Source organism: Inquilinus sp. (assembly GCF_057815775.1).
In genome coordinates this window covers 25,659-44,055 of record NZ_JBYRFX010000217.1, presented here as the reverse complement: position 1 = coordinate 44,055, position 18,397 = coordinate 25,659, and the positions used below count along the sequence as shown (strand labels likewise).

Here is an 18,397-nt window from a genome sequence, read left to right as displayed (position 1 = left end):
ATCAACCGATGACCGCGACCACGATCGATGCGATCCCGGCCGCCGCCGGCCGGCACCGGCGCAGCTGGGCGATGTGGGGCTGGATCCTGCTGGCCCCCTATATCGCCGTGTTCCTGGTGCTGGTGGCCTATCCCGTCGGCTACGGCCTCTATCTCGGCTCCGACCCCGCCAGCTACCGCCGCCTGTTCGCCGACCCGATCTTCCTGACCGCCGCGGTCAACACGGTCCTGTTCCTGGCGATCGCGGTCAATGTGAAGATGGTGATCGCGCTCGGCCTGTCCGGCTTCTTCGCCGTGCCGCGCTGGTGGATCCGGCTGCTGCTGGTGCTGTTCATCCTGCCCTGGGCGGTGCCCTCGATCCCGACCATCCTGTCGTTCCGGGTCATGCTCAACCCCGAGAACGGCATGATCAACCAGCAGCTGTTCCGGCTGTTCGGCATCTTCGAAGGCCCGCCCTGGCTGACCAACCCGTGGCTCGCCTTCTGCTGCGCCATCGTGGTCCACATCTGGAAGTCGCTGCCGTTCTGGACCCTGATCCTGCTGACGGGGCGGCTGGCCATCGCCCGCGACCTGTACGAGGCCGCCTCGGTCGACGGCGCGTCGCGCTGGCAGCGCTTCCGCTTCGTCACCTGGCCGTCGGTGGCCGCGCTGTACGTCACCTCCACCATCCTGTCGATGATCTGGACGCTGGGCGATTTCAACAGCGTCTACCTGCTGACCGGCGGCGGCCCGGCCGACAGCACCCAGGTGCTGGCGACGCTGGGCATCCGCTATCTCCGCAACAACAACCTCGATCTCGGCGTCGCCTCGATCATCGTCGCCATGCCGCTGATCCTGCCGATGGTCTTCGTCATGGTGAAACGCCTGTCGAAGGGGAGCGAGGCATGAGGCGCTGGCTTGGAGAAGTGGTGCTGGTCCTGATCGCGATCCCGATCGTGCTGTGGACGGTGGTGCCGCTGTACCACCTGTTCATCCTGGCGATCTCGCCGCAGGATTCGGTGCTGGCCGGCGACCTGTGGCCGGAGCATCCAACCTTCACCAACTTCCTGACCGTGTTCCGGCAGCAGCACTACTATCTCAGCAATTTCTGGCTGCAGCTCGGCAACAGCTTCCTGATCGCGGTCTCCACCGGGGTGCTGACCCTGTTCGTCGCCACCTGCGCCGCCTTCGCCATCAGCCGGCTGCGGGCGCGGGCCGGCCGCACCGTGATGAACATGGCGCTGACCACCTATCTGATCCCGGCCGCCTTCCTGGCCGTGCCGATGTACAAGACCATGGGCTCCTACGGCCTCCTGAACACCCAGCTCGCCCTGATCCTGGCCATGGTCGCGCTGGCCTCGCCCTATGCCATCTGGGTGCTGAAGCAGGCGTCGGACAAGCTGCCGCGCGAGCTGGACGAGGCGGCGATCATGGACGGCGCCAAGCCGCTGCAGATCTTCCGCATGGTCTATCTGCCGCTGATGCGCCCGTCGCTGGTGGCGATCGGCATCTACGCGCTGCTGCTGGCCTGGAACGAGTACCTCTACGCCTTCCTGCTGCTGTCGAGCGAGAAGGCGGCGCCGCTGTCGGTCGGGCTGGGCCTGTTCCTGTCGGCCGATGATTCGCCCTGGAACCTGCTGATGGCGACCGGGCTGATCTACGCCGTGCCGCCAGCGGTGATCTACTATGTCTTCCGCAACGCCATGACCAGCGGGCTGACGGCCGGTGCGGTGAAGGGCTGACGCACGCATGAAAAAGGGCGGCCGGAGCCGCCCTTTTGTCTGCCGGAGGGTCGGCCCCTTACTTCGGGGTCGCCTCGGTCATGATCTGCTGCCGGGCCACGGCCAGCAGCGCGTCCATCTTCTTGCGCAGCCGGTGATCCGACAGGTCGACGTCGTGGATCTTGAGGTCGGCGTAGACCTTGTCGTGCACGTCCTCGTCCGTCTGCTTCTCGAAATCGGACATGATGACGTCCTTGGCATAGGCGTCGACGGCGCTGCCGGTCAGCCCCATCAGCTCCGCAGCCCACAGGCCGAGCAGCTTGTTGCGGCGGTTCTGAATCCGGAACAAAAGCTCCTGATCGTGCTGGAACTCCGCCTCGAAAGCCTGCCCCCGCGATTCGAACGTCATCCTACCGAATTCCTCTTATCTGCCCGCCGCCGCGGGCGCACTTCGCCAGAAACAGCATCCTATAACGACTCTCGCGCCCGGGGTCACGCGCGCGACGTCGCGGAGCGTGCAATTGTTTAGCGAACGTGCGCTTGCTATATCTGCGCGACCGCGGACGTCCGGCAAGGGCGTCCCGATCTTTTTTGTTGGCATCACCGTTCACATGGGCGATCCGCTATGAGCCGCCGCAGGCGCATCTACGAAGGCAAGGCCAAGGTCCTGTACGAGGGGCCGGAGCCGGGCACGATCGTCCAGTACTTCAAGGACGATGCAAGCGCGCAGAACGGGCAGAAGACGGCTGTGATCTCGGGCAAGGGGGTGCTGAACAACCGCATCTCCGAGTACCTGATGACCCGGCTGTCCGAGATCGGCGTGCCGACGCATTTCATGCGCCGCCTGAACATGCGCGAGCAGCTGATCCACGAGGTCGAGATCATTCCGCTCGAGGTCGTGGTCCGCAACATCGCCGCCGGATCGTTCTCGAAGCGCTTCAACGTGCCCGAAGGCACGCCGCTGCCGCGTTCGATCATCGAGTACTATCTGAAGTCGGACGAACTCAACGACCCGATGGTGTCGGAAGAGCACATCACCGCCTTCGGCTGGGCCAACGCCCAGGACCTGGATGACATGGTCTCGCTGTCGCTGCGGGTGAACGACTACCTCACGGGCCTGTTCCTCGGCACCGGCCTCAAGCTCGTCGACTTCAAGCTCGAATTCGGCCGTCTCTACGACGAGAACGACGAGATGCGGATCGTGCTGGCCGACGAGATCAGCCCGGACAATTGCCGCCTGTGGGACGTGCAGACCAACGAGAAATTCGATAAGGATCGCTTCAGCCAGGACCTGGGCGGCGTCATCGAGGCCTATCAGGAAGTGGCCCGGCGCCTCGGCATCCTGCCGGAAGGAAGCGTCGTCGACATCCGCGAAACACAGGCATCCCCATGAAAGCCCGCATCCACGTCATGCTGAAACCCGGCGTCCTGGACACCCAGGGCAAGGCGATCGGTCATTCCCTGCAAGGCCTCGGCTTCGGCGAGGTCGGCGAAGTCCGCCAGGGCAAGGTGATCGAGGTCGAGATCGCCGCCGACGACGCCGCCCAGGCGCGCGCCCGGCTGGACGAGATGTGCAAGAAGCTGCTCGCCAACCCGGTGACCGAGAGCTACGCGATCGAACTGGTCGCCTGAGGCGGCCAGTTCCGCTTCCCCTTCTGTCATTGCCCGGCTTGCCCGGGCAATCCAGGGGCCAAGCAGGGCCGCTCTGGTCGCCCCTGGATGCCACGGTCAAGCCGTGGCATGACATCGGAGGGTAAGGGCGCTCACCCGACCGTCGACGCCTGCGCTTCGAGATGGGCGGCCAGCCCGTCCGGCAGCTTCAGACGGGTGGCGAGGTCGTCGAGATAGGCCTTTTCGCGCGGGTCGTCCGGGTCGACCGCCAGGCGTGAGGCCAGCCAGATCTCCGCCGCCTGTTCCGGCGTCGCCGCCAGGGCCGCGATCGCAGCCACGTCGAGCGGCTTGGCCAGCTCATCCATCACGAACGCCTTCTGCTCGGTGTCGAGGCCGAGTTGCCCGATCCGGTCGAACAGCGCCCGCTGCTCGGTCGCATCGATATGGCCGTCGGCCTTGGCTGCGGCGATCATCGCCCGCACCACGGCGATGCGGGCATCACCGCCCCCCGCCGCACTCTGCGTCTCCAGGTCGAACGGGCTGCTCGGCGGTGGCAGGGCCAGGGTTTGCTGGACCGGCGCCTGGGCCGGGGCCGGCGCCCGCTTGGCCTGCCAATCCTGCCACGCCTTGAAGGCCAGGCCGCCCAGCACCGCCGCCCCGCCATAGCCGAGTGCCGAGCCGCCGAACTTGCGCACCTTCTTCGAGCCGAGAAGCAGGCCGATCACCCCGCCGCCGAGCGCGCCGGTCGCCAGCGTGCCGAGATTGTCGGACCAGCCAGACCCCTTGGCCTCGCCCTGCGGGGTCGCGCCTGATTTGTTCGTCTTGCCCAGGAAATTCTCGAACAGCGCTTTCGGGTCGATCACGCGCCTCTCCTCCCAATCATTGCGTTGGAGGGGAGATGGCCCGGCCGGCGGCGCCAGACAAGTCGCGTACAGGCTCAATCGCCCGGGCGCGACGTCATGACCGGCTCGCGCGGCGCCAGCGCGGTTTCCGCCGCGGCCGCCAGGATCCATTCCCGGAACGCCCGCACCATCGGCCGGCGCAGCGTGCGCGGCGGGGCTACGAAATGATAGCAGGCGTCGCTGGCGATCGAGAGGTCGAACGGCCGAACCAGGCGGCCGGCGGCCAGGTCATCGGCCGCCAGCGAATTCACCACCAGGGCCACGCCCTGCCCGCTGATCGCAGTCTGGATCGCCATGGAGGAATCGCTCATGCGCGGCCCCCGCACCCAGTCGACATCGGCCATTCCGACGGCGCGCAGCCATTCGCGCCAGGGCGCCAGGGACTGGTCGTGCAGCAGCGTGTACCGGCGCAGGTCGTCGAGCGTCCGCAGGCCGTCCCGCAGCGCCGGACTGCAGACCGGGAAGCTGTCATCCGCGAACAGCCGGTCGACCACCAGCCCGTCCCAGCCGCCCCGCCCCCAGCGGATGGCGCAATCCGCCTCGCCGCCGCCGAGATCGACCTGGGCCAGCGATGCGGTGACGTTGACGTCGACATCAGGGTGGGCCGCGATGAAGCCCGACAGGCGGGCGCCCAGCCATTTCGCGACAAAGGAGGTGGTGGTGCTGACGGTCAGGATGCTGGTCGAGCGGCCGGGCGCGATCTGCGCCGTGGCATCGGCGATGCCGGCCAGCGCGGCACTGACCAGCGGCAGGTAGGCGCGCCCCGCCTCGGTCAGCTCCAGGCTGTTCTCGCGGCGGTCGAACAGCCGGACGTCCAGCCAGCCTTCCAGCCGGCGCACCTGCTGGCTGACAGCGGCCTGGGTCACCGACAGCTCGCCCGCCGCCCGGGTGAAGCTGCGATGCCGCGCCGCCGCCTCGAAGGCCCGCACACCGTTCAGCGGCGGCAACCGCCACGCCATTTCGCATCTCCCCTAGCCCAAGCTTTTGTAGGGCTAGGGCCACACTATCCCGTTTGCGCGCGCGGCCGCCAGGACCGATCTTAAGGGCAAGGGTCGACCCTGATCCTTCACCCCGATCTGGACACATCACATGAGCACCGTCTGCATCGACGGGCCGCGCCGGGACTCTCGGCCGCGGCCGAGCCCCGCCCTTGCCTTCTTCCGCCGCCTGGCCGCCCTGCCGGCCCTGTGGCGCGCCCGCATCGTCGCCCGCACCGAGATGCAGCGCCTGGACGACGACGCCCTGCACGATCTCGGCCTGCGCCGTGATCAGGTCGAGGCGATGCGGCGCAAGCCGTTCTGGCGGGAATGACGCGTCAGCCCGCCAGCCTCAACCAACTGCGAAGCGGCGGCGGTAGTCGCCCGGCGACAGCCCGACCATACGGCGGAACAGGCGCCTGAACGCAGCGCCGTCCTCGTAGCCGACCGTCCAGGCGATCCGGTCGATGGGCTGCCGGGTGGATTGCAGCAGGTCCCGCGCCCGCTCGATCCGCACGCGCTGGGCATACTCCGTGGGCTTCATCCCCGTCGCCGCCCTGTAGCGGCGCAGGAAGGTGCGCTCACCCAGGCCGGCCTGCCCCGCCATCTCCGCCACCGTGACCGCCCGGGCCCCGGTGGCCTGCAACCAATGCTGCACCTTCAGGATGGCCTCGTCGCCATGGCTCAGCCGTGGCAGGAACCCGTTGTAATGCCGCTGTTCGCGGCCGGCGGGATCCGCCAGAAGGAAGCGCGCGGCCTCCGCCGCCACCGCTCCGCCGAAAACACGCTCGGCCAGGCGCAGGCCGAGATCGACCCATGCCATCATCCCGCTGGCGGTGACGATGTCGCCGTCGTCGACGATCATCCTGTCGACGTCCAGCCTGATATCGGGGAAGCGCGCCCGGAAGGTTTCGGCAAAAGCCCAGTGGCTGGTCGCGGGCCGTCCGGACAACAGGCCGGTCTCCGCCAGGAGGAAGGTTCCGCCGCACACAGCCGCCAGCGTCGCGCCGCGGGCATGCTGTTCCGCCAGCCACCGCGCCAGGGGGATGGCCTCCGCCGCATCGACCGGCCCCGACAACCGCCCGGGCACGATCAGGATGCCCGGATCCCGCCCGGTGCCCGGATGGCCTTCGGGGCGCCGCTCGATCCGGCCGAACGCATCCGCACCCCACCAGGTGACAGACAGGGGGCGGCCGCCGCGCCCGACCGCGATGTCGCTGGCGACCTGCAGCAGGTCGTTCAACCCGTGCACTGTCGCCGCCTGGCATCCCGGATAGAGAACCAGCCCGGCTTCCTCCACGGTTTCGACAGGTCCCGGGGCCATCTGCAACGGCATCATGCTCTCTGTCAGTTTTGGCACGGAGATTGTCGGATCCGCCAATCCCGCAGGTGGCGGGGCCGCCCTATGGTTTCAACCGGGACAGCCGCCCGACGAGGACGCGGCGCGGCACGGATGCCAATGAAAGGAACGATCGTGACATCGGGCAACAACCGGCCGGACTGGCCGGCGACGGGGCAATTTCACCGCTTCACGCAGGGCGAGTTCGATATCACCGTCCTGAGCGACGGCCACATCACGGTGCCGATCGACCTGGTGATGCCCGACGGCACGCCGGCCGATCGTGCGGAGGTGCTGGCCGCGACCGGCGATCCCGCCGCCGGGCTGGTCAATTCCAAGACGAACATCCCGGTCCTGCGCCGGGGCCGCGACCTGATCCTCGTCGACATCGGCGCCGGCACCCGATACCAGCCGAGCGATGGCCGGCTGTCGGCCAATCTCAAAACCGCCGGCATCGATCCCGGGATGGTCACCAAGGTCGTGCTGACGCATGGCCATCCCGATCACGCCTGGGCGATGCTGGCCGAGGATGGGCGTCTGCGCTTTCCCGACGCCACCTATTATGTCGCCGCCGCGGAATGGGATTTCTGGATGGATCCCGACTACCGCACCGCCATGCCGGCCGAACTCCACCCCTTCGCCGAGGAGACGCGGCGGGACTTTGACGCCATCCGCGAACGGGTCGTGATGCTGAAGGCGGGCGACGACGTGGTGACCGGGCTGCGCGCGCTGGACACCGCCGGCCACACGCCGGGCCATATCTCGCTGGAGGTGGCGGGCGGCGAAGGGCTGATCATCACCGGGGACGTCGCCACCAACGAGATCGCGTCGTTCCGGTTTCCCGAGGCCAGGTTCGGCTACGACACGCTTCCGGACCTGGCGATCCAGACCCGGACAGGCCTGATGCGCCGCGCCACGGCGGACCGCATCAAACTGCTGGGATACCACTGGACCTATCCCGGCGTGGGCTTCGCCGAAACGCGCGGGGCGGGCTACCGCTACGTCCCCTCCTGACGCGGGGGCGCCGCGGCAGCTGACGGGAACAGGCTCCGCCGGTCCGTGCCGCTTCGCCGATGGCGGAAATGCATGCCGCTCAGGACGCGCCGGGGCAAAAGGCATCGGCGCCGCCGCGCGACGGTCCTATCATCCCGGCACGGTCGCCCTTCTCCGAATTGCACCGCCGGCCCGGCTGCCCTGCCGGGCCGGCGGCCGCATGCGCGCCCTCGCGGCCGGGGCGAACTGACAAGGGATGGGCAGATGAGGCGCGACCTTCAGATCAGGACCTCGGACGGAACCGCCAAGGCGGCGCTGTTCCACCCCGATGGCGCCGCCGCCACCGGCAAGGCGCTGCGCGGGGTCATCCTCTACATGGACGCGATGGGCCCGCGCGCGTCGCTGGCCGGCATGGCGCAGCGGCTGGCCGATGCGGGCCATGTCGTCCTGCTGCCGGATCTGTTCTACCGCTCGGGGGCGTATGGCCCCTTCACCGGCGCCTCCTTCGGCAACGAGACGGACCGTGCCCGGATCATGTCGATGGTGCGCGAGACCAGCCAGGAGATGACGCGGCGGGACACGGCTGCCTTCCTCGACGTGCTCGACGCGGAGAATGTGACGGGCCCAATCGGCACCGTCGGCTACTGCATGGGCGGCGGTCGCGCGCTGACGGCGGCAGCCGCCTATGCCGACCGGATCGGCGCGGCGGCGAGCTTCCATGGCGGCAACCTGGCCAGCGAGACGCCCGACAGCCCGCATCTTCTCGCCGGCCAGATCAAGGGCCGCGTCTATGTCGGCGTCGCCGGAGTCGACAACAGCTTCCCGCCGGAACAGTCGGCCCGGCTGGCCGAGGCCCTGCGGCTGGGCGGCGTCGACCACATCATCGAGAACTACGTCGGCATGGCGCATGGCTGGGCGGTGCCCGACCACAGCGTCTATGACGAGACCGGGGCCGAGCGGCACTGGAAGCGGCTGCTGACCGTCTTCGACGAGGCGCTGGCCTAGGCCGAACCCTGCCGGCGGCTAGGCCGCCGGCAGGGTCTCCGGCGCGGCCTCGGCCTCCGCGGCGGCAGCGAACAGCCAGTCGCGGAAGGCCCGCACCAGCGGCCGGTTAAGCGCGCCGGGCGGCGCCACGAAGTAATAGGCATAGTCGCTCTTCAGGTGGTCGCTCGCCAGCGAGTGCCAGAACGGCCGCACCAGCCGGCCGGCGCGCAGATCGTCCATGACCAGCACCCGCTGCGCCAGCGCCACGCCCTGGCCTTCGATCGCCATCTGGATCAGCAGCGCCGAATCCTGCGTCCTGGGGCCGCGAACCCAGCCCAGCTCCTCCATCCCTGCCGCCCGCAGCCAGTGCTTCCACTGCACCAGCGTCTCGTCATGCAGCAGGCGGAAGCGGCGCAGATCCTCCAACCCCGACAGGCCGGCCGCGACCAGGTCCGGGCTGCACACCGGGAAGGTGTCCTCGGAGAACAGCTTTTCCGCCACCACCCCGTCCCAGGCGCCGCTGCCGAAGCGGATGGCGCAGTCGACCCTGTCGCGGCTGAAATCGATCAGCCGGGATTCGGCGTCGAGATTGACGTCGATCTCCGGCTGCTGCTCGTGAAAGGACGGGATCCGCGACACCAGCCATTTGCGGATGAAAGACGGAATCGCCGACACGGTGAGAATGCCGGAATGCGGCGGCGGCCGGATCCGGGCCGTGGCGTCGGCGATGGCGTCGAAGGCGTCGCGCAGCACCGGCAGGTAGGCGCGGCCGATCTCGGTCAGTTCCAGCCCGCCTTCGGTGCGGTCGAACAACTTGGCGCCCAGCCAATCCTCCAGCCGGCGGACCTGCTGGCTGACGGCGGCCTGGGTCACGGCCAGCTCCTCCGCCGCGCGGGTGAAGCTCTCATGGCGGGCCGAAGCCTCGAAGGCGCGGATGCCGTTCAGCGGCGGCAGGCGGCGGCGCGTGGCCATGGTCATTCCCCTCCTCGGGACCGGGTCCGATAGATTCTCTTATCCCCGGCACGAGAATATCCTGTTTGCGGTTTGTTCTCCAGAATCCGATCTTGCAGGTGTTCCCGACGAACCCCCGCCGGAAAGGGACATGAAATGACCACCGCCGCACGCACCGCCACGATCCAGCCCCGCACCAGCCTGCCTCAGCGCCGCGCCGGGCTGTGGGCGACGGTCAAGGCCACCGCGACCGTCCTGGTCGGCCGCCGCGGCGCCAGGCTGCCGGTCGACCGGCTGGACGACCACATGCTGCGCGATGTCGGCATCGACCTGCCGGCCGCCCCTACCGATCCGCGCGACCTGATCCTGCGCCTGTGACCTGAGGGCCCGCCCCTGTCACGCCGGTCACACACGGCCCGATGGCGGATGGGCTAAGCCCTCCGCCCATCGGACACTGCGATGGAGACCATCATGACCATGACCCACGGACATCTGAACTCGGCCACGAAAAACGCTGCCGCCAACACCCCGGCAGGCGGCACCGGCCGCCTCTGGACTGCCGCGATCGAGCCGGTCGCCCGGCATTTCGCCACCTGGTCCTACCGGCGCCGCAGCCGGCAGCATCTGCAGGCGATGGACGACCACATGCTGAGCGACATCGGCCTGTCGCGCGACGAGGCGCTCGACGAAGGGCAGAAGCCCTTCTGGCGTGCATGACAGGACAGCCCGCAGCGTTCTTGCCAAGGCCCTGCGGGCCGGTTAAACCGCGGGCATGCAAGCCGCCGTCATCGTCTTCCCGGGATCGAACGCCGACCGAGACCTCGCCGTGGCACTCTCCCACGCGACCGGACGGCCGACCCACATGGTCTGGCACCGCGAAACCGAGCTGCCACCGACCGACCTGATCGCCATTCCCGGGGGGTTCTCCTATGGAGACTACCTCCGCTCCGGAGCCATGGCCGCGCAATCGCCGGTCATGGGGGCGATCCGCCAGGCCGTCGCCCGCGGGGTGCCGACCGTCGGCATCTGCAACGGCTTCCAGATCCTGACCGAGGCGGGGCTGCTGCCCGGTGCACTGATGCGCAACGCCGGCCTGACCTTCGTGTCGCGCACCGTGTCGATGCGGGTCGAGACCTCGAACAGCCCGTTCACCCGCGGCTACAATGCCGGGCAGACGGTGCGCATCCCGATCCAGCATCACGACGGCTGCTATTTCGCCGATCCGGACACGCTGAAACGGCTGGAGGACGAAGACCGCGTTGCCTTCCGCTACATCGCGGACCAGGACGGCCGCGGCAACCCGAATGGCAGCCTGAACGACATCGCCGGCATCCTGTCCGAGAACCGGCGGGTGCTCGGCATGATGCCCCACCCCGAGCGTGCATCGGAGCCGGAACACGGCAACACCGACGGCCGCGCCCTGTTCGAAGGCCTGGTGCAGATCCTGTCATGACCACGCGCGCGCTTCCCCCCGAGCCCGAGGTCACGCAGGCGCTGGCGGCCGAATACGGCCTGACCGCCGATGAATTCGCGCTGACCCAGACCATCATGGGCCGGATGCCGACGCTGACCGAGCTGGGCATCTTCTCGGTGATGTGGTCGGAGCACTGCTCCTACAAATCCTCGCGCCGCTGGCTCAAGCAGCTGCCGACCACGGCACCCTGGGTGATCTGCGGCCCCGGCGAGAATGCCGGCGTGATCGACATCGGCGACGGCCAGGCCGCCATCTTCAAGATGGAAAGCCACAACCACCCGAGCTTCATCGAGCCCTACCAAGGTGCGGCGACTGGCGTCGGCGGCATCCTGCGCGACGTCTTCACCATGGGCGCGCGGCCGGTGGCCAACCTGAACGCGCTGCGCTTCGGCAGCCCGGACCACGCCAAGACCCGGCACCTGGTGGCCGGCGTCGTCTCCGGCATCGGCGGCTACGGCAATTGCGTCGGCGTGCCGACGGTGGGCGGCGAGACCAACTTCCACGCCTCCTACAACGGCAACATCCTGGTCAACGCCATGACCGTGGGCGTGGCCAACACCGACAAGATCTTTTATTCGGCCGCCGGCGGCATCGGCAACCCGGTGGTCTATGTCGGCTCCAAGACCGGGCGAGACGGCATCCACGGCGCCACCATGGCGTCGGCCGAATTCGACGACGCCTCGGACGAGAAGCGCCCGACCGTGCAGGTCGGCGACCCCTTCACCGAGAAGCTGCTGATCGAAGCCTGCCTGGAGCTGATGGCGACCGACGCCATCGTCGCGATCCAGGACATGGGCGCGGCCGGCCTGACCTCCTCCTCGGTCGAGATGGCGAGCAAGGGCGGCTGCGGCATCGAGCTGGATCTCGACCATGTGCCGCAGCGCGAGACCAACATGGTCCCGTACGAGATCATGCTGTCGGAAAGCCAGGAGCGGATGCTGATGGTGCTGAAGCCCGGCCGCGAGGCCGAGGCCGAGGCGATCTTCCGCAAATGGGAGCTGGATTTCGCCGTGATCGGCCGGGTCACCGACACCGGCCGCATGGTGCTGAAGATGTATGGCCGCACCTGGGCCGACATGCCGGTGGCGGAGCTGGTCGACGCCTCGCCGAACTACGCCCGGCCGTGGGAGCCGACGCCGAAGCAGCCGGAGATCGCCGCCGCGACCCTACCGCTGCCGGAAGCGCCCGAGGCGGTGCTGAAGCGCATGCTCGCCTGCCCCGACCTCGCCTCCAAGCGCTGGATCTGGGAGCAGTATGACAGCCGGGTCGGCGCCGACACCGTCGCCCTGTCCGGCGAGGCCGATGCCGCGCTGGTGCGGGTGCACGGCACCGGCAAATTGCTGGCCATCACCACCGACTGCACGCCGCGGTACTGCCTTGCCGACCCGGAGCGGGGCGGCGCCCAGGCCGTCGCCGAAGCTTGGCGGAATCTCACCGCCACAGGGGCCAGGCCGCTGGCGATCACCGACAACATGAACTTCGGCAACCCGCAGAAACCGCGGATCATGGGCCAGTTCGTCGGCTGCATCCAGGGCATGATCGCCGCCTGCCAAGCGCTTGATTTTCCGGTCGTTTCCGGCAATGTTTCGCTCTACAACGAAACCTCCGGTGAAGGCATCCTGCCGACCCCGGCGATCGGCGGCGTCGGCCTGATCGAGGCCGGTGGGCGCTACGTCAAGCTCGGCTTCAAGGCCGCGGGCGATGCCATTGTCCTGATTGGTGAAACCCAGGGCCATCTCGGCACGTCGCTGTACGCCCGCGAGATCCATGGCCGTGAGGACGGCGCGCCGCCGCCGGTCGATCTCGCCGCCGAGCGCCGCAACGGCGACCTGGTGCGGGCCCTGATCCAGGACGGCACGGTCACCGCCTGCCACGACCTGGCCGATGGCGGCCTCTATGTCGCCCTGGCCGAGATGGCGATGACCGGCCGGATCGGCGCCGAGATCGACTTGGCCGCCGAGGCGGGCGCGCTGTTCGGCGAGGACCAGGGCCGCTACCTCCTGACCACGGGGGATGGCGAGGCGGTGCTTGCGCAGGCCCGGGCGGCCGGGGTCCCGGCGCGGATTATCGGCACCACCGGCGGCGACCTGTTGAAGCGCCGGGATGGTGGGGCCATATCGGTAAGCGAGCTGCGGGCCGCCAACGAGGCGTGGCTGCCCGATTATATGACTGGCATCATCCAGGCTGGAGACGCATAGATGGCGATGGAGCCGGCGGAAATCGTCCGCCTGATCAAGGATGGCCTGCCGGGCGCCGAGGTGCGGATCGAGGATCTGCGCGGCGATGGCGACCATTACGCCGCCTATGTCACCAGCGCCGCCTTCACCGGCAAAAGCCGCGTGCAGCAGCATCAGATGGTCTATCAGGCCCTGGGTGGCCGGATGGGCAACGAGCTGCATGCGCTGATGCTGCACACCACCGCCGCCGCCGAAGCCTGACCCTCCGACAAGCGAGTTCCCCCATGGACAATCCTGTCTTCGAGCGCATCAAGAGCGACATCGCCAGCAACGACGTCGTCGTCTACATGAAGGGCACGCCCGTGTTCCCGCAGTGCGGCTTCTCCGCCGCCGTGGTGCAGGTGCTGACCCATATCGGCGTCCCGTTCAAGGGCATCGACATCCTGACCGATCCCGGCCTGCGCCAGGGCGTCAAGGAATACTCGAACTGGCCGACCATTCCGCAGGTCTACGTCAAGGGCGAGTTCGTCGGCGGCTGCGACATCGTCCGCGAGATGTTCCAGACCGGCGAGTTGCAGGAGTTGCTCGAGACCAAGGGCGTCGCGGTCGCCGCCCAGGGCTGACGCCCGGCACCACGACAACCGATCCAGCCAGTCCAATGCCCGCCCCTCCCGGGGCGGGCATTGTCGTATCGGCCGGCCCTACAGGACGAAATCGGAGGCCTGCAGGCTGGACGTCTGGTTGAGGACGATCTGGAAGTCGGCCACGTGGTCGCCATTGATGTCGCCTTCGACGATCACGGCACTGCCGGAGGCCTGGTATCGCACCTGCCCCGCCGCCGAGAAGGCGGAACTGCCGATGAAGCTGAAGGCCTGGTCGCCGGCAACTCCGGAATTGGCATCGATCGCGGACAGGTCGATGCGATCACCCTGGGCATGGCTGAAATCGGCGATCGTGTCGCGCCCCGCCGCGCCCGCCGCGGACTGAGCGGCATCGGAGAAGACAAAACGGTCCGCGCCGGCGAGGCCGGTCAGCACATCCTTGCCGGACCAGCCGTTCAGCACATTGGCGAGGATGTTGCCGGTGATGGTGTCTCCGCCGGTCGAGCCGGTAACGTTCTCGATGCCGAAATAGGTATCGCCCGCGGCGTTGCCGCCGCTGCCCTGCTGGGTGTTGAGGTTGACGATGATGGCGGCGGCGCCGTCGGTGTAGCTGATGGTGTCGACGCCGGCGCCGCCATCGAGGCGGTCGGCCCCTGCGCCGCCGCGGAGCAGGTCGCTGCCGTCTTCACCGTAGAGGGAATCATTGCCGTCACCGCCGGTCAGCACGTCGGTGCCGACTCCGCCCCGGAGGGTGTCGTTGCCGGTATCGCCGGAAATCGTGTCGTTGCCGCCCAGGCCGGAGAGCGTGTCATTGCCGGCACCGCCCTGCAGGGTGTTGGCATCGTCACTGCCGGTGAGACTGTCGGCAAAGGCTGAACCGATGACGGATTCGATCGAAACCAGATGGTCGCCGGTCGCGTCGCCGCCTGATGCGGCACCGGTGGAAAGATCGATCACCACGCCGCTGGCGCTGGTACTGTAGGTGATGGTGTCGGTGTCGTCCCCGCCATCCAGCCAATCGGCCCCGGCACCACCCGAGAGCGTGTCGTTGCCAAGGCCGCCATAGAGGCTGTCGGCGCCACCGGCGCCGGAAATCGTGTCGTTGCCGGCATCGCCATAGAGGGTCTCGGTGTCGGCCGACCCGACCAGGGTGTCGTTGCCGTCGCCGCCGGAGCCGTAGTCGCTGCCCCCGCCGCCCGTCTCGATCCGGTCGTCGCCAATTCCGCCATACATGTAGTCGGTGCCGAGCCCGCCGCGGAGAGTGTCGTTGCCATTCTCGCCATAGAGGCTGTCATTGCCATCCACGCCGGTCAGGGTGTCCGTGCCGTCGCCGCCATGGAGGCTGTCGTTGCCGGCCGCCCCGTTCAGGGCGTCGGTGCCGCCATAGCCATAGATCGTATCGGCCCCGCCTGCCCCTGTGACGGTGTCGTTGCCCGACCCGGCATAATAGGTCATCAGCTCCATGTTGATCGCCTGGCTGCCGTCGCTGCCGGCGGCACCGTTCAGGGTGAAGCTGACCCCTGTTGTGGCGGCGCTGTGGTCGACATACAGCGTGTCGGTGCCGGCGCCGCCATCGACGATGTCGACCCCGAGGCCGGTGGCGATGTAGTCGTCGCCGTCGCCGCCATTAACGGTGTCATTGCCGTCGCCGCCATAGAGCGTGTCGTTGCCGGCCGCCCCGGTGATGCTGTCGTTGCCGGCGTCGCCATAGAGGGTCTCGGCATCCGCCGATCCGACCAGGGTGTCGGTGCCGTCGCCGCCGGAGCCGTAGTCGCTGCCGCCACCCCCGGTCTCGATCCGGTCGTCGCCAAGTCCGCCATACATGTAGTCGGTGCCGAGGCCGCCGCGGAGGATGTCGTTGCCATCCTCGCCATAGAGGCTGTCATTGCCGTCCCCGCCGGTCAGCGTGTCGGTGCCGAGGCCGCCATGGAGGGTGTCGTTGCCGCCCGCGCCATTCAGGGCATCGGTGCCGGCATAGCCGTAGATCGTGTCGGCCCCTGCGGCACCGGTGATGGTGTCGTTGCCCGACCCGGCATAGTAGCTCATCGACTCCATGTTGATCGCCCGGCTGCCGTCGCTACCGGCGGCGCCGTTCAGGGTGAAGCTGACCCCTGTCGTGGCGGCGCTGTGGTCGACATAGAGCGTGTCGGTGCCGACACCGCCATCGACGATGTCGACCCCGATGCCGGTGGCGATGTAATCGTCGCCGTCGCCACCGTTCAGCGTGTCGTTGCCGTCGCGGCCGTAAAGCGTGTCATTGCCGATGCCGCCGCTGAGAACATCGTTGCCGGCCATGCCGTCGATGGTGTCGTCGCTGGTGGTGCCGACCAAAGTATCGTTACCGGCAGTGCCGGGTATGTAAGCCATGATGAAGCCCCCTTCGGTTCCAATCGCAGGTTGCGCCCAGCCTGCGGCAAAACTATGCCCGCCACATCAGCCGAACGGGGGACGCGCAACCGCGAGCAACGCTGTAGGCTGGTGGGTCGCCTTCGGCGTGTCCGTCATGCCGGGCAATGACATCCGGGCTGACGTGCCGTCATGCCGGGGCTGTGACCCAGGCATGACGAGGAGAGCGGCCCTGCCGCCGCCGGTTCGGTCCAGAATGGCGGCAAGGATGCCGCACCCATCTGCATGGGGAGCGGCCGATAATCTCAGGAGGGGAAGGCCCGTGTCAGCAGCCGAGAACGATCGGGCCGCTTCCGCATTTGCGTCTCACGTCCCCCCAGACCTGGCCGACGACCTTCTGATCGACGCCGAGGTCGACGAGATGCCGCCACCCACCCGGCTGAAGGCCGGCTGGCTGCTGGTGACCAGCCTGGTGCTGATCGCGATCAACCTGCGCCCGGCGCTGTCGAGCCTGGGCCCCGTCCTGAAGGAAATCATCGCCGACACCGGCCTGTCCGCCGGCGGCGCCAGCCTGCTGACCACCGCCCCGGTGGTGTGCCTTGGCCTGTTCGGCGTGCTGGCGCCGCGGATCAGCCGCCGGCTGGGCACCGAGCGGGCGGTGCTGGCGCTGCTGCTGGTGCTGGCGCTGGGCACCGCGCTGCGCGGCCTGGGCACGCCGCTGGCGCTGCTGGTGGGCGCCATCCTTGCCGGGGCCGGCATCGGCGTGACCAACGTGCTGTTGCCCGGCATCGTCAAGCGCGACTTCCCGGACCATGCGGCGCTGATGACCGGCGTCTACACCATGGCGCTGTGCGCCGGCGCCGCCATGGCCGCCGGCGCGACCCTGCCGATCGCCCGGGCTGCCGGCGGCTCCTGGGCCGCGGCCCTGGCATTCTGGACGATCCCCGTCGTGATCGCCGCGGCGGTGTGGCTGACCCAGATCCCGCGCCGCCACGGCCAGGCCGTCCAGGCCGGCTTCACCGTGCGGGGACTATGGAGCAGCCCGCTGGCTTGGCAGGTGACGCTGTTCATGGGGCTGCAATCCTCGCTCGCCTACACCGTGTTCGGCTGGCTGGTGCCGATCCTGCGCGATCGTGGCGTCGACGGAGTCGCCGCCGGGATCATGGTGTCGGTCTCGATCCTGATCCAGGTCGGCGCCGCCCTGGTGGCGCCGTCGTTGGCGACGCGCGGCCGCGACCAGCGCCTGGCCACGCTGCTGTGCATGGTGTTCTCGGTCGCCGGGCTGTGGGGCTGCCTGTTCGCGCCGCTCAGCACGGTCTGGCTCTGGGTCGTGCTGCTGGGCATCGGCCAGGGCGCCGCCTTCGCCGTGGCGATCACCCTGATCGTGCTGCGCACCAAGGATGCCCACGCCGCCGCCCACCTGTCGGCGATGTCCCAGGGCGTCGGCTACACCCTGGCCTCCGGCGGGCCGCTGCTGACCGGGCTGCTGCACGACTGGACCGGCGGCTGGACCGCGGCCGGCTTCCTGGTGCTGGCGATCGGCACCGTCGCCGCCCTGGCCGGCCAGGGCGCCGGCCGCGACCGCCAGGTCCCCGCGGTCACCGTCCGGCGCTGAGCCAGTCAAAACAAAAAGGGGCGCCCGCGGCCGCCCCTTCTGTTCGGTCAGCCGGCTGGATCAGCGGCTGTAGAACTCGACCACCAGGTTCGGTTCCATCTGGACCGGATACGGCACGTCGGCCAGGGCCGGGGTGCGGATCAGCTTGCCCTTGAGGGAGCCGTGGTCGACGTCGAGATAATCCGGCACGTCGCGCTCGGAGGACGAGATGGCGCCGAGGATGACCGGCAGCTCGCGCGACTTCTCCTTGACCTCGATCACGTCGTTGTCCTTGACCTGGTACGACGGGATGTTCAGGCGCTTGCCGTTGACCAGGATGTGACCGTGGTTGACGATCTGGCGCGCGGCGAAGACGGTCGGCACGAACTTCATGCGGTAGATGACGGTGTCGAGGCGGCGCTCGAGCAGGCCGATCAGGTTCTCACCGGTATCGCCCTTGCGGCGCACGGCCTCGTCGAACAGGCGGCGGAACTGCTTCTCGCCGATGTTGCCGTAATAGCCCTTCAGCTTCTGCTTGGACATCAGCTGCGTGCCGAAATCGGTCGGCTTCTTGCGCCGCTGGCCATGCTGGCCCGGGCCGTATTCGCGGTTGTTCAGGGGGCTCTTCGGACGACCCCAGAGATTGACGCCAAGGCGGCGGTCGATCTTGTGCTTGGAATTCTGGCGCTTGCTCACGCGCGAGATCCTTCTGTCTTCGTGTTGTCCCGGTAGGCCCTGCCCAAAGGCA

At 68.5% G+C, this 18,397-nt stretch carries 21 protein-coding genes; 14 read left to right on the top strand and 7 right to left on the bottom strand.

Translation table 11 applies throughout. The features are described 5' to 3' along the window. Positions 1-8 precede the first annotated feature (8 nt). Both AC3XYG_RS07805 and AC3XYG_RS07800 read left to right on the top strand, forming a co-directional pair. The gene (locus AC3XYG_RS07805) at positions 9-887 is read left to right on the top strand and encodes a carbohydrate ABC transporter permease (RefSeq protein ID WP_489139247.1); all 879 of its coding nucleotides are present in this window, start codon (positions 9-11) and stop codon (positions 885-887) included. After that, positions 884-1,720, top strand: a complete 837-nt coding sequence (locus AC3XYG_RS07800) for a carbohydrate ABC transporter permease (protein WP_489139246.1) — start codon at positions 884-886, stop codon at positions 1,718-1,720. Before AC3XYG_RS07805 ends, AC3XYG_RS07800 begins: the two co-directional genes overlap by 4 nt. Positions 1,721-1,778: 58 nt before the next feature. On the opposite strand, the gene AC3XYG_RS07795 is transcribed toward AC3XYG_RS07800, so the two are convergent. Next, entirely contained in the window at positions 1,779-2,108 is a 330-nt protein-coding gene (locus AC3XYG_RS07795; RefSeq protein WP_489139245.1) for a DUF1476 domain-containing protein, read from the bottom strand. A gap of 216 nt (positions 2,109-2,324) precedes the next feature. Between AC3XYG_RS07795 and purC the strand changes: the two genes are divergently transcribed. Together purC and purS are read left to right on the top strand one after the other, a co-directional pair. Further along, positions 2,325-3,092, top strand: coding sequence for a phosphoribosylaminoimidazolesuccinocarboxamide synthase (gene purC / locus AC3XYG_RS07790; protein WP_489139244.1), 768 nt, complete (start codon positions 2,325-2,327; stop codon positions 3,090-3,092). Further along, on the top strand, positions 3,089-3,331 hold the full coding sequence (gene purS / locus AC3XYG_RS07785) for a phosphoribosylformylglycinamidine synthase subunit PurS (RefSeq protein ID WP_489139243.1): 243 nt from the start codon (positions 3,089-3,091) through the stop codon (positions 3,329-3,331). Before purC ends, purS begins: the two co-directional genes overlap by 4 nt. Before the next feature lie 131 nt (positions 3,332-3,462). Here purS and AC3XYG_RS07780 read toward each other — a convergent pair whose 3' ends face one another. Together AC3XYG_RS07780 and gcvA (AC3XYG_RS07775) are read right to left on the bottom strand one after the other, a co-directional pair. Beyond that, positions 3,463-4,173 carry a tellurite resistance TerB family protein gene (locus AC3XYG_RS07780; RefSeq protein ID WP_489139242.1) on the bottom strand — a complete coding sequence of 237 codons (711 nt, stop codon included), beginning with the start codon at positions 4,171-4,173 and terminating at the stop codon, positions 3,463-3,465. Positions 4,174-4,247: 74 nt separating this feature from the next. Next, a complete protein-coding gene (gene gcvA / locus AC3XYG_RS07775) occupies positions 4,248-5,171 on the bottom strand; it encodes a transcriptional regulator GcvA (RefSeq protein WP_489139241.1) in 924 nt (307 codons plus the stop codon). Between the two features lie 130 nt (positions 5,172-5,301). Here gcvA (AC3XYG_RS07775) and AC3XYG_RS07770 point away from each other — a divergent pair, with 130 nt between their 5' ends. After that, positions 5,302-5,523, top strand: coding sequence for a DUF1127 domain-containing protein (locus tag AC3XYG_RS07770; protein WP_489139240.1), 222 nt, complete (start codon positions 5,302-5,304; stop codon positions 5,521-5,523). Positions 5,524-5,541: 18 nt separating this feature from the next. On the opposite strand, the gene AC3XYG_RS07765 is transcribed toward AC3XYG_RS07770, so the two are convergent. Next, on the bottom strand, positions 5,542-6,513 hold the full coding sequence (locus AC3XYG_RS07765; RefSeq protein WP_489139239.1) for a GlxA family transcriptional regulator: 972 nt from the start codon (positions 6,511-6,513) through the stop codon (positions 5,542-5,544). A 150-nt stretch (positions 6,514-6,663) separates the two neighbouring features. Here AC3XYG_RS07765 and AC3XYG_RS07760 point away from each other — a divergent pair, with 150 nt between their 5' ends. Then, positions 6,664-7,542 carry an MBL fold metallo-hydrolase gene (locus tag AC3XYG_RS07760; RefSeq protein WP_489139238.1) on the top strand — a complete coding sequence of 293 codons (879 nt, stop codon included), beginning with the start codon at positions 6,664-6,666 and terminating at the stop codon, positions 7,540-7,542. 243 nt (positions 7,543-7,785) lie between these two features. After that, positions 7,786-8,526, top strand: coding sequence for a dienelactone hydrolase family protein (locus AC3XYG_RS07755; protein ID WP_489139237.1), 741 nt, complete (start codon positions 7,786-7,788; stop codon positions 8,524-8,526). An 18-nt stretch (positions 8,527-8,544) separates the two neighbouring features. On the opposite strand, the gene gcvA (AC3XYG_RS07750) is transcribed toward AC3XYG_RS07755, so the two are convergent. Then, positions 8,545-9,477, bottom strand: a complete 933-nt coding sequence (gene gcvA, locus AC3XYG_RS07750) for a transcriptional regulator GcvA (protein ID WP_489139236.1) — start codon at positions 9,475-9,477, stop codon at positions 8,545-8,547. 135 nt (positions 9,478-9,612) lie between these two features. Here gcvA (AC3XYG_RS07750) and AC3XYG_RS07745 point away from each other — a divergent pair, with 135 nt between their 5' ends. The 6 genes from AC3XYG_RS07745 to grxD all read left to right on the top strand — a co-directional run bounded on the left by AC3XYG_RS07745 (position 9,613) and on the right by grxD (position 13,730). Continuing rightward, the gene (locus AC3XYG_RS07745) at positions 9,613-9,834 is read left to right on the top strand and encodes a hypothetical protein (protein WP_489139235.1); all 222 of its coding nucleotides are present in this window, start codon (positions 9,613-9,615) and stop codon (positions 9,832-9,834) included. A 93-nt stretch (positions 9,835-9,927) separates the two neighbouring features. Continuing rightward, positions 9,928-10,173, top strand: a complete 246-nt coding sequence (locus AC3XYG_RS07740; RefSeq protein WP_489139234.1) for a DUF1127 domain-containing protein — start codon at positions 9,928-9,930, stop codon at positions 10,171-10,173. Between the two features lie 55 nt (positions 10,174-10,228). Beyond that, positions 10,229-10,909, top strand: coding sequence for a phosphoribosylformylglycinamidine synthase subunit PurQ (gene purQ, locus AC3XYG_RS07735; RefSeq protein ID WP_489139233.1), 681 nt, complete (start codon positions 10,229-10,231; stop codon positions 10,907-10,909). Continuing rightward, positions 10,906-13,128: a phosphoribosylformylglycinamidine synthase subunit PurL gene (gene purL, locus AC3XYG_RS07730; RefSeq protein WP_489139232.1), complete on the top strand. Its 2,223-nt coding sequence runs from the start codon at positions 10,906-10,908 to the stop codon at positions 13,126-13,128. Before purQ ends, purL begins: the two co-directional genes overlap by 4 nt. Then, positions 13,129-13,368 (top strand): BolA family protein, encoded by a 240-nt coding sequence (locus AC3XYG_RS07725; protein ID WP_489139231.1) that lies wholly within the window; start codon positions 13,129-13,131, stop codon positions 13,366-13,368. It abuts the gene before it with no gap. 23 nt (positions 13,369-13,391) lie between these two features. Then, on the top strand, positions 13,392-13,730 hold the full coding sequence (gene grxD / locus AC3XYG_RS07720) for a Grx4 family monothiol glutaredoxin (protein WP_489139230.1): 339 nt from the start codon (positions 13,392-13,394) through the stop codon (positions 13,728-13,730). A 78-nt stretch (positions 13,731-13,808) separates the two neighbouring features. Here the strand turns inward: grxD and AC3XYG_RS07715 are convergent, their stop codons facing one another. Next, a complete protein-coding gene (locus AC3XYG_RS07715) occupies positions 13,809-16,076 on the bottom strand; it encodes a calcium-binding protein (RefSeq protein ID WP_489139229.1) in 2,268 nt (755 codons plus the stop codon). Between the two features lie 400 nt (positions 16,077-16,476). Between AC3XYG_RS07715 and AC3XYG_RS07710 the strand changes: the two genes are divergently transcribed. Then, positions 16,477-17,670 carry a CynX/NimT family MFS transporter gene (locus AC3XYG_RS07710; RefSeq protein ID WP_489139228.1) on the top strand — a complete coding sequence of 398 codons (1,194 nt, stop codon included), beginning with the start codon at positions 16,477-16,479 and terminating at the stop codon, positions 17,668-17,670. A gap of 60 nt (positions 17,671-17,730) precedes the next feature. On the opposite strand, the gene rpsD is transcribed toward AC3XYG_RS07710, so the two are convergent. After that, positions 17,731-18,345 (bottom strand): 30S ribosomal protein S4, encoded by a 615-nt coding sequence (gene rpsD / locus AC3XYG_RS07705; RefSeq protein ID WP_489139227.1) that lies wholly within the window; start codon positions 18,343-18,345, stop codon positions 17,731-17,733. Positions 18,346-18,397 lie beyond the last annotated feature (52 nt).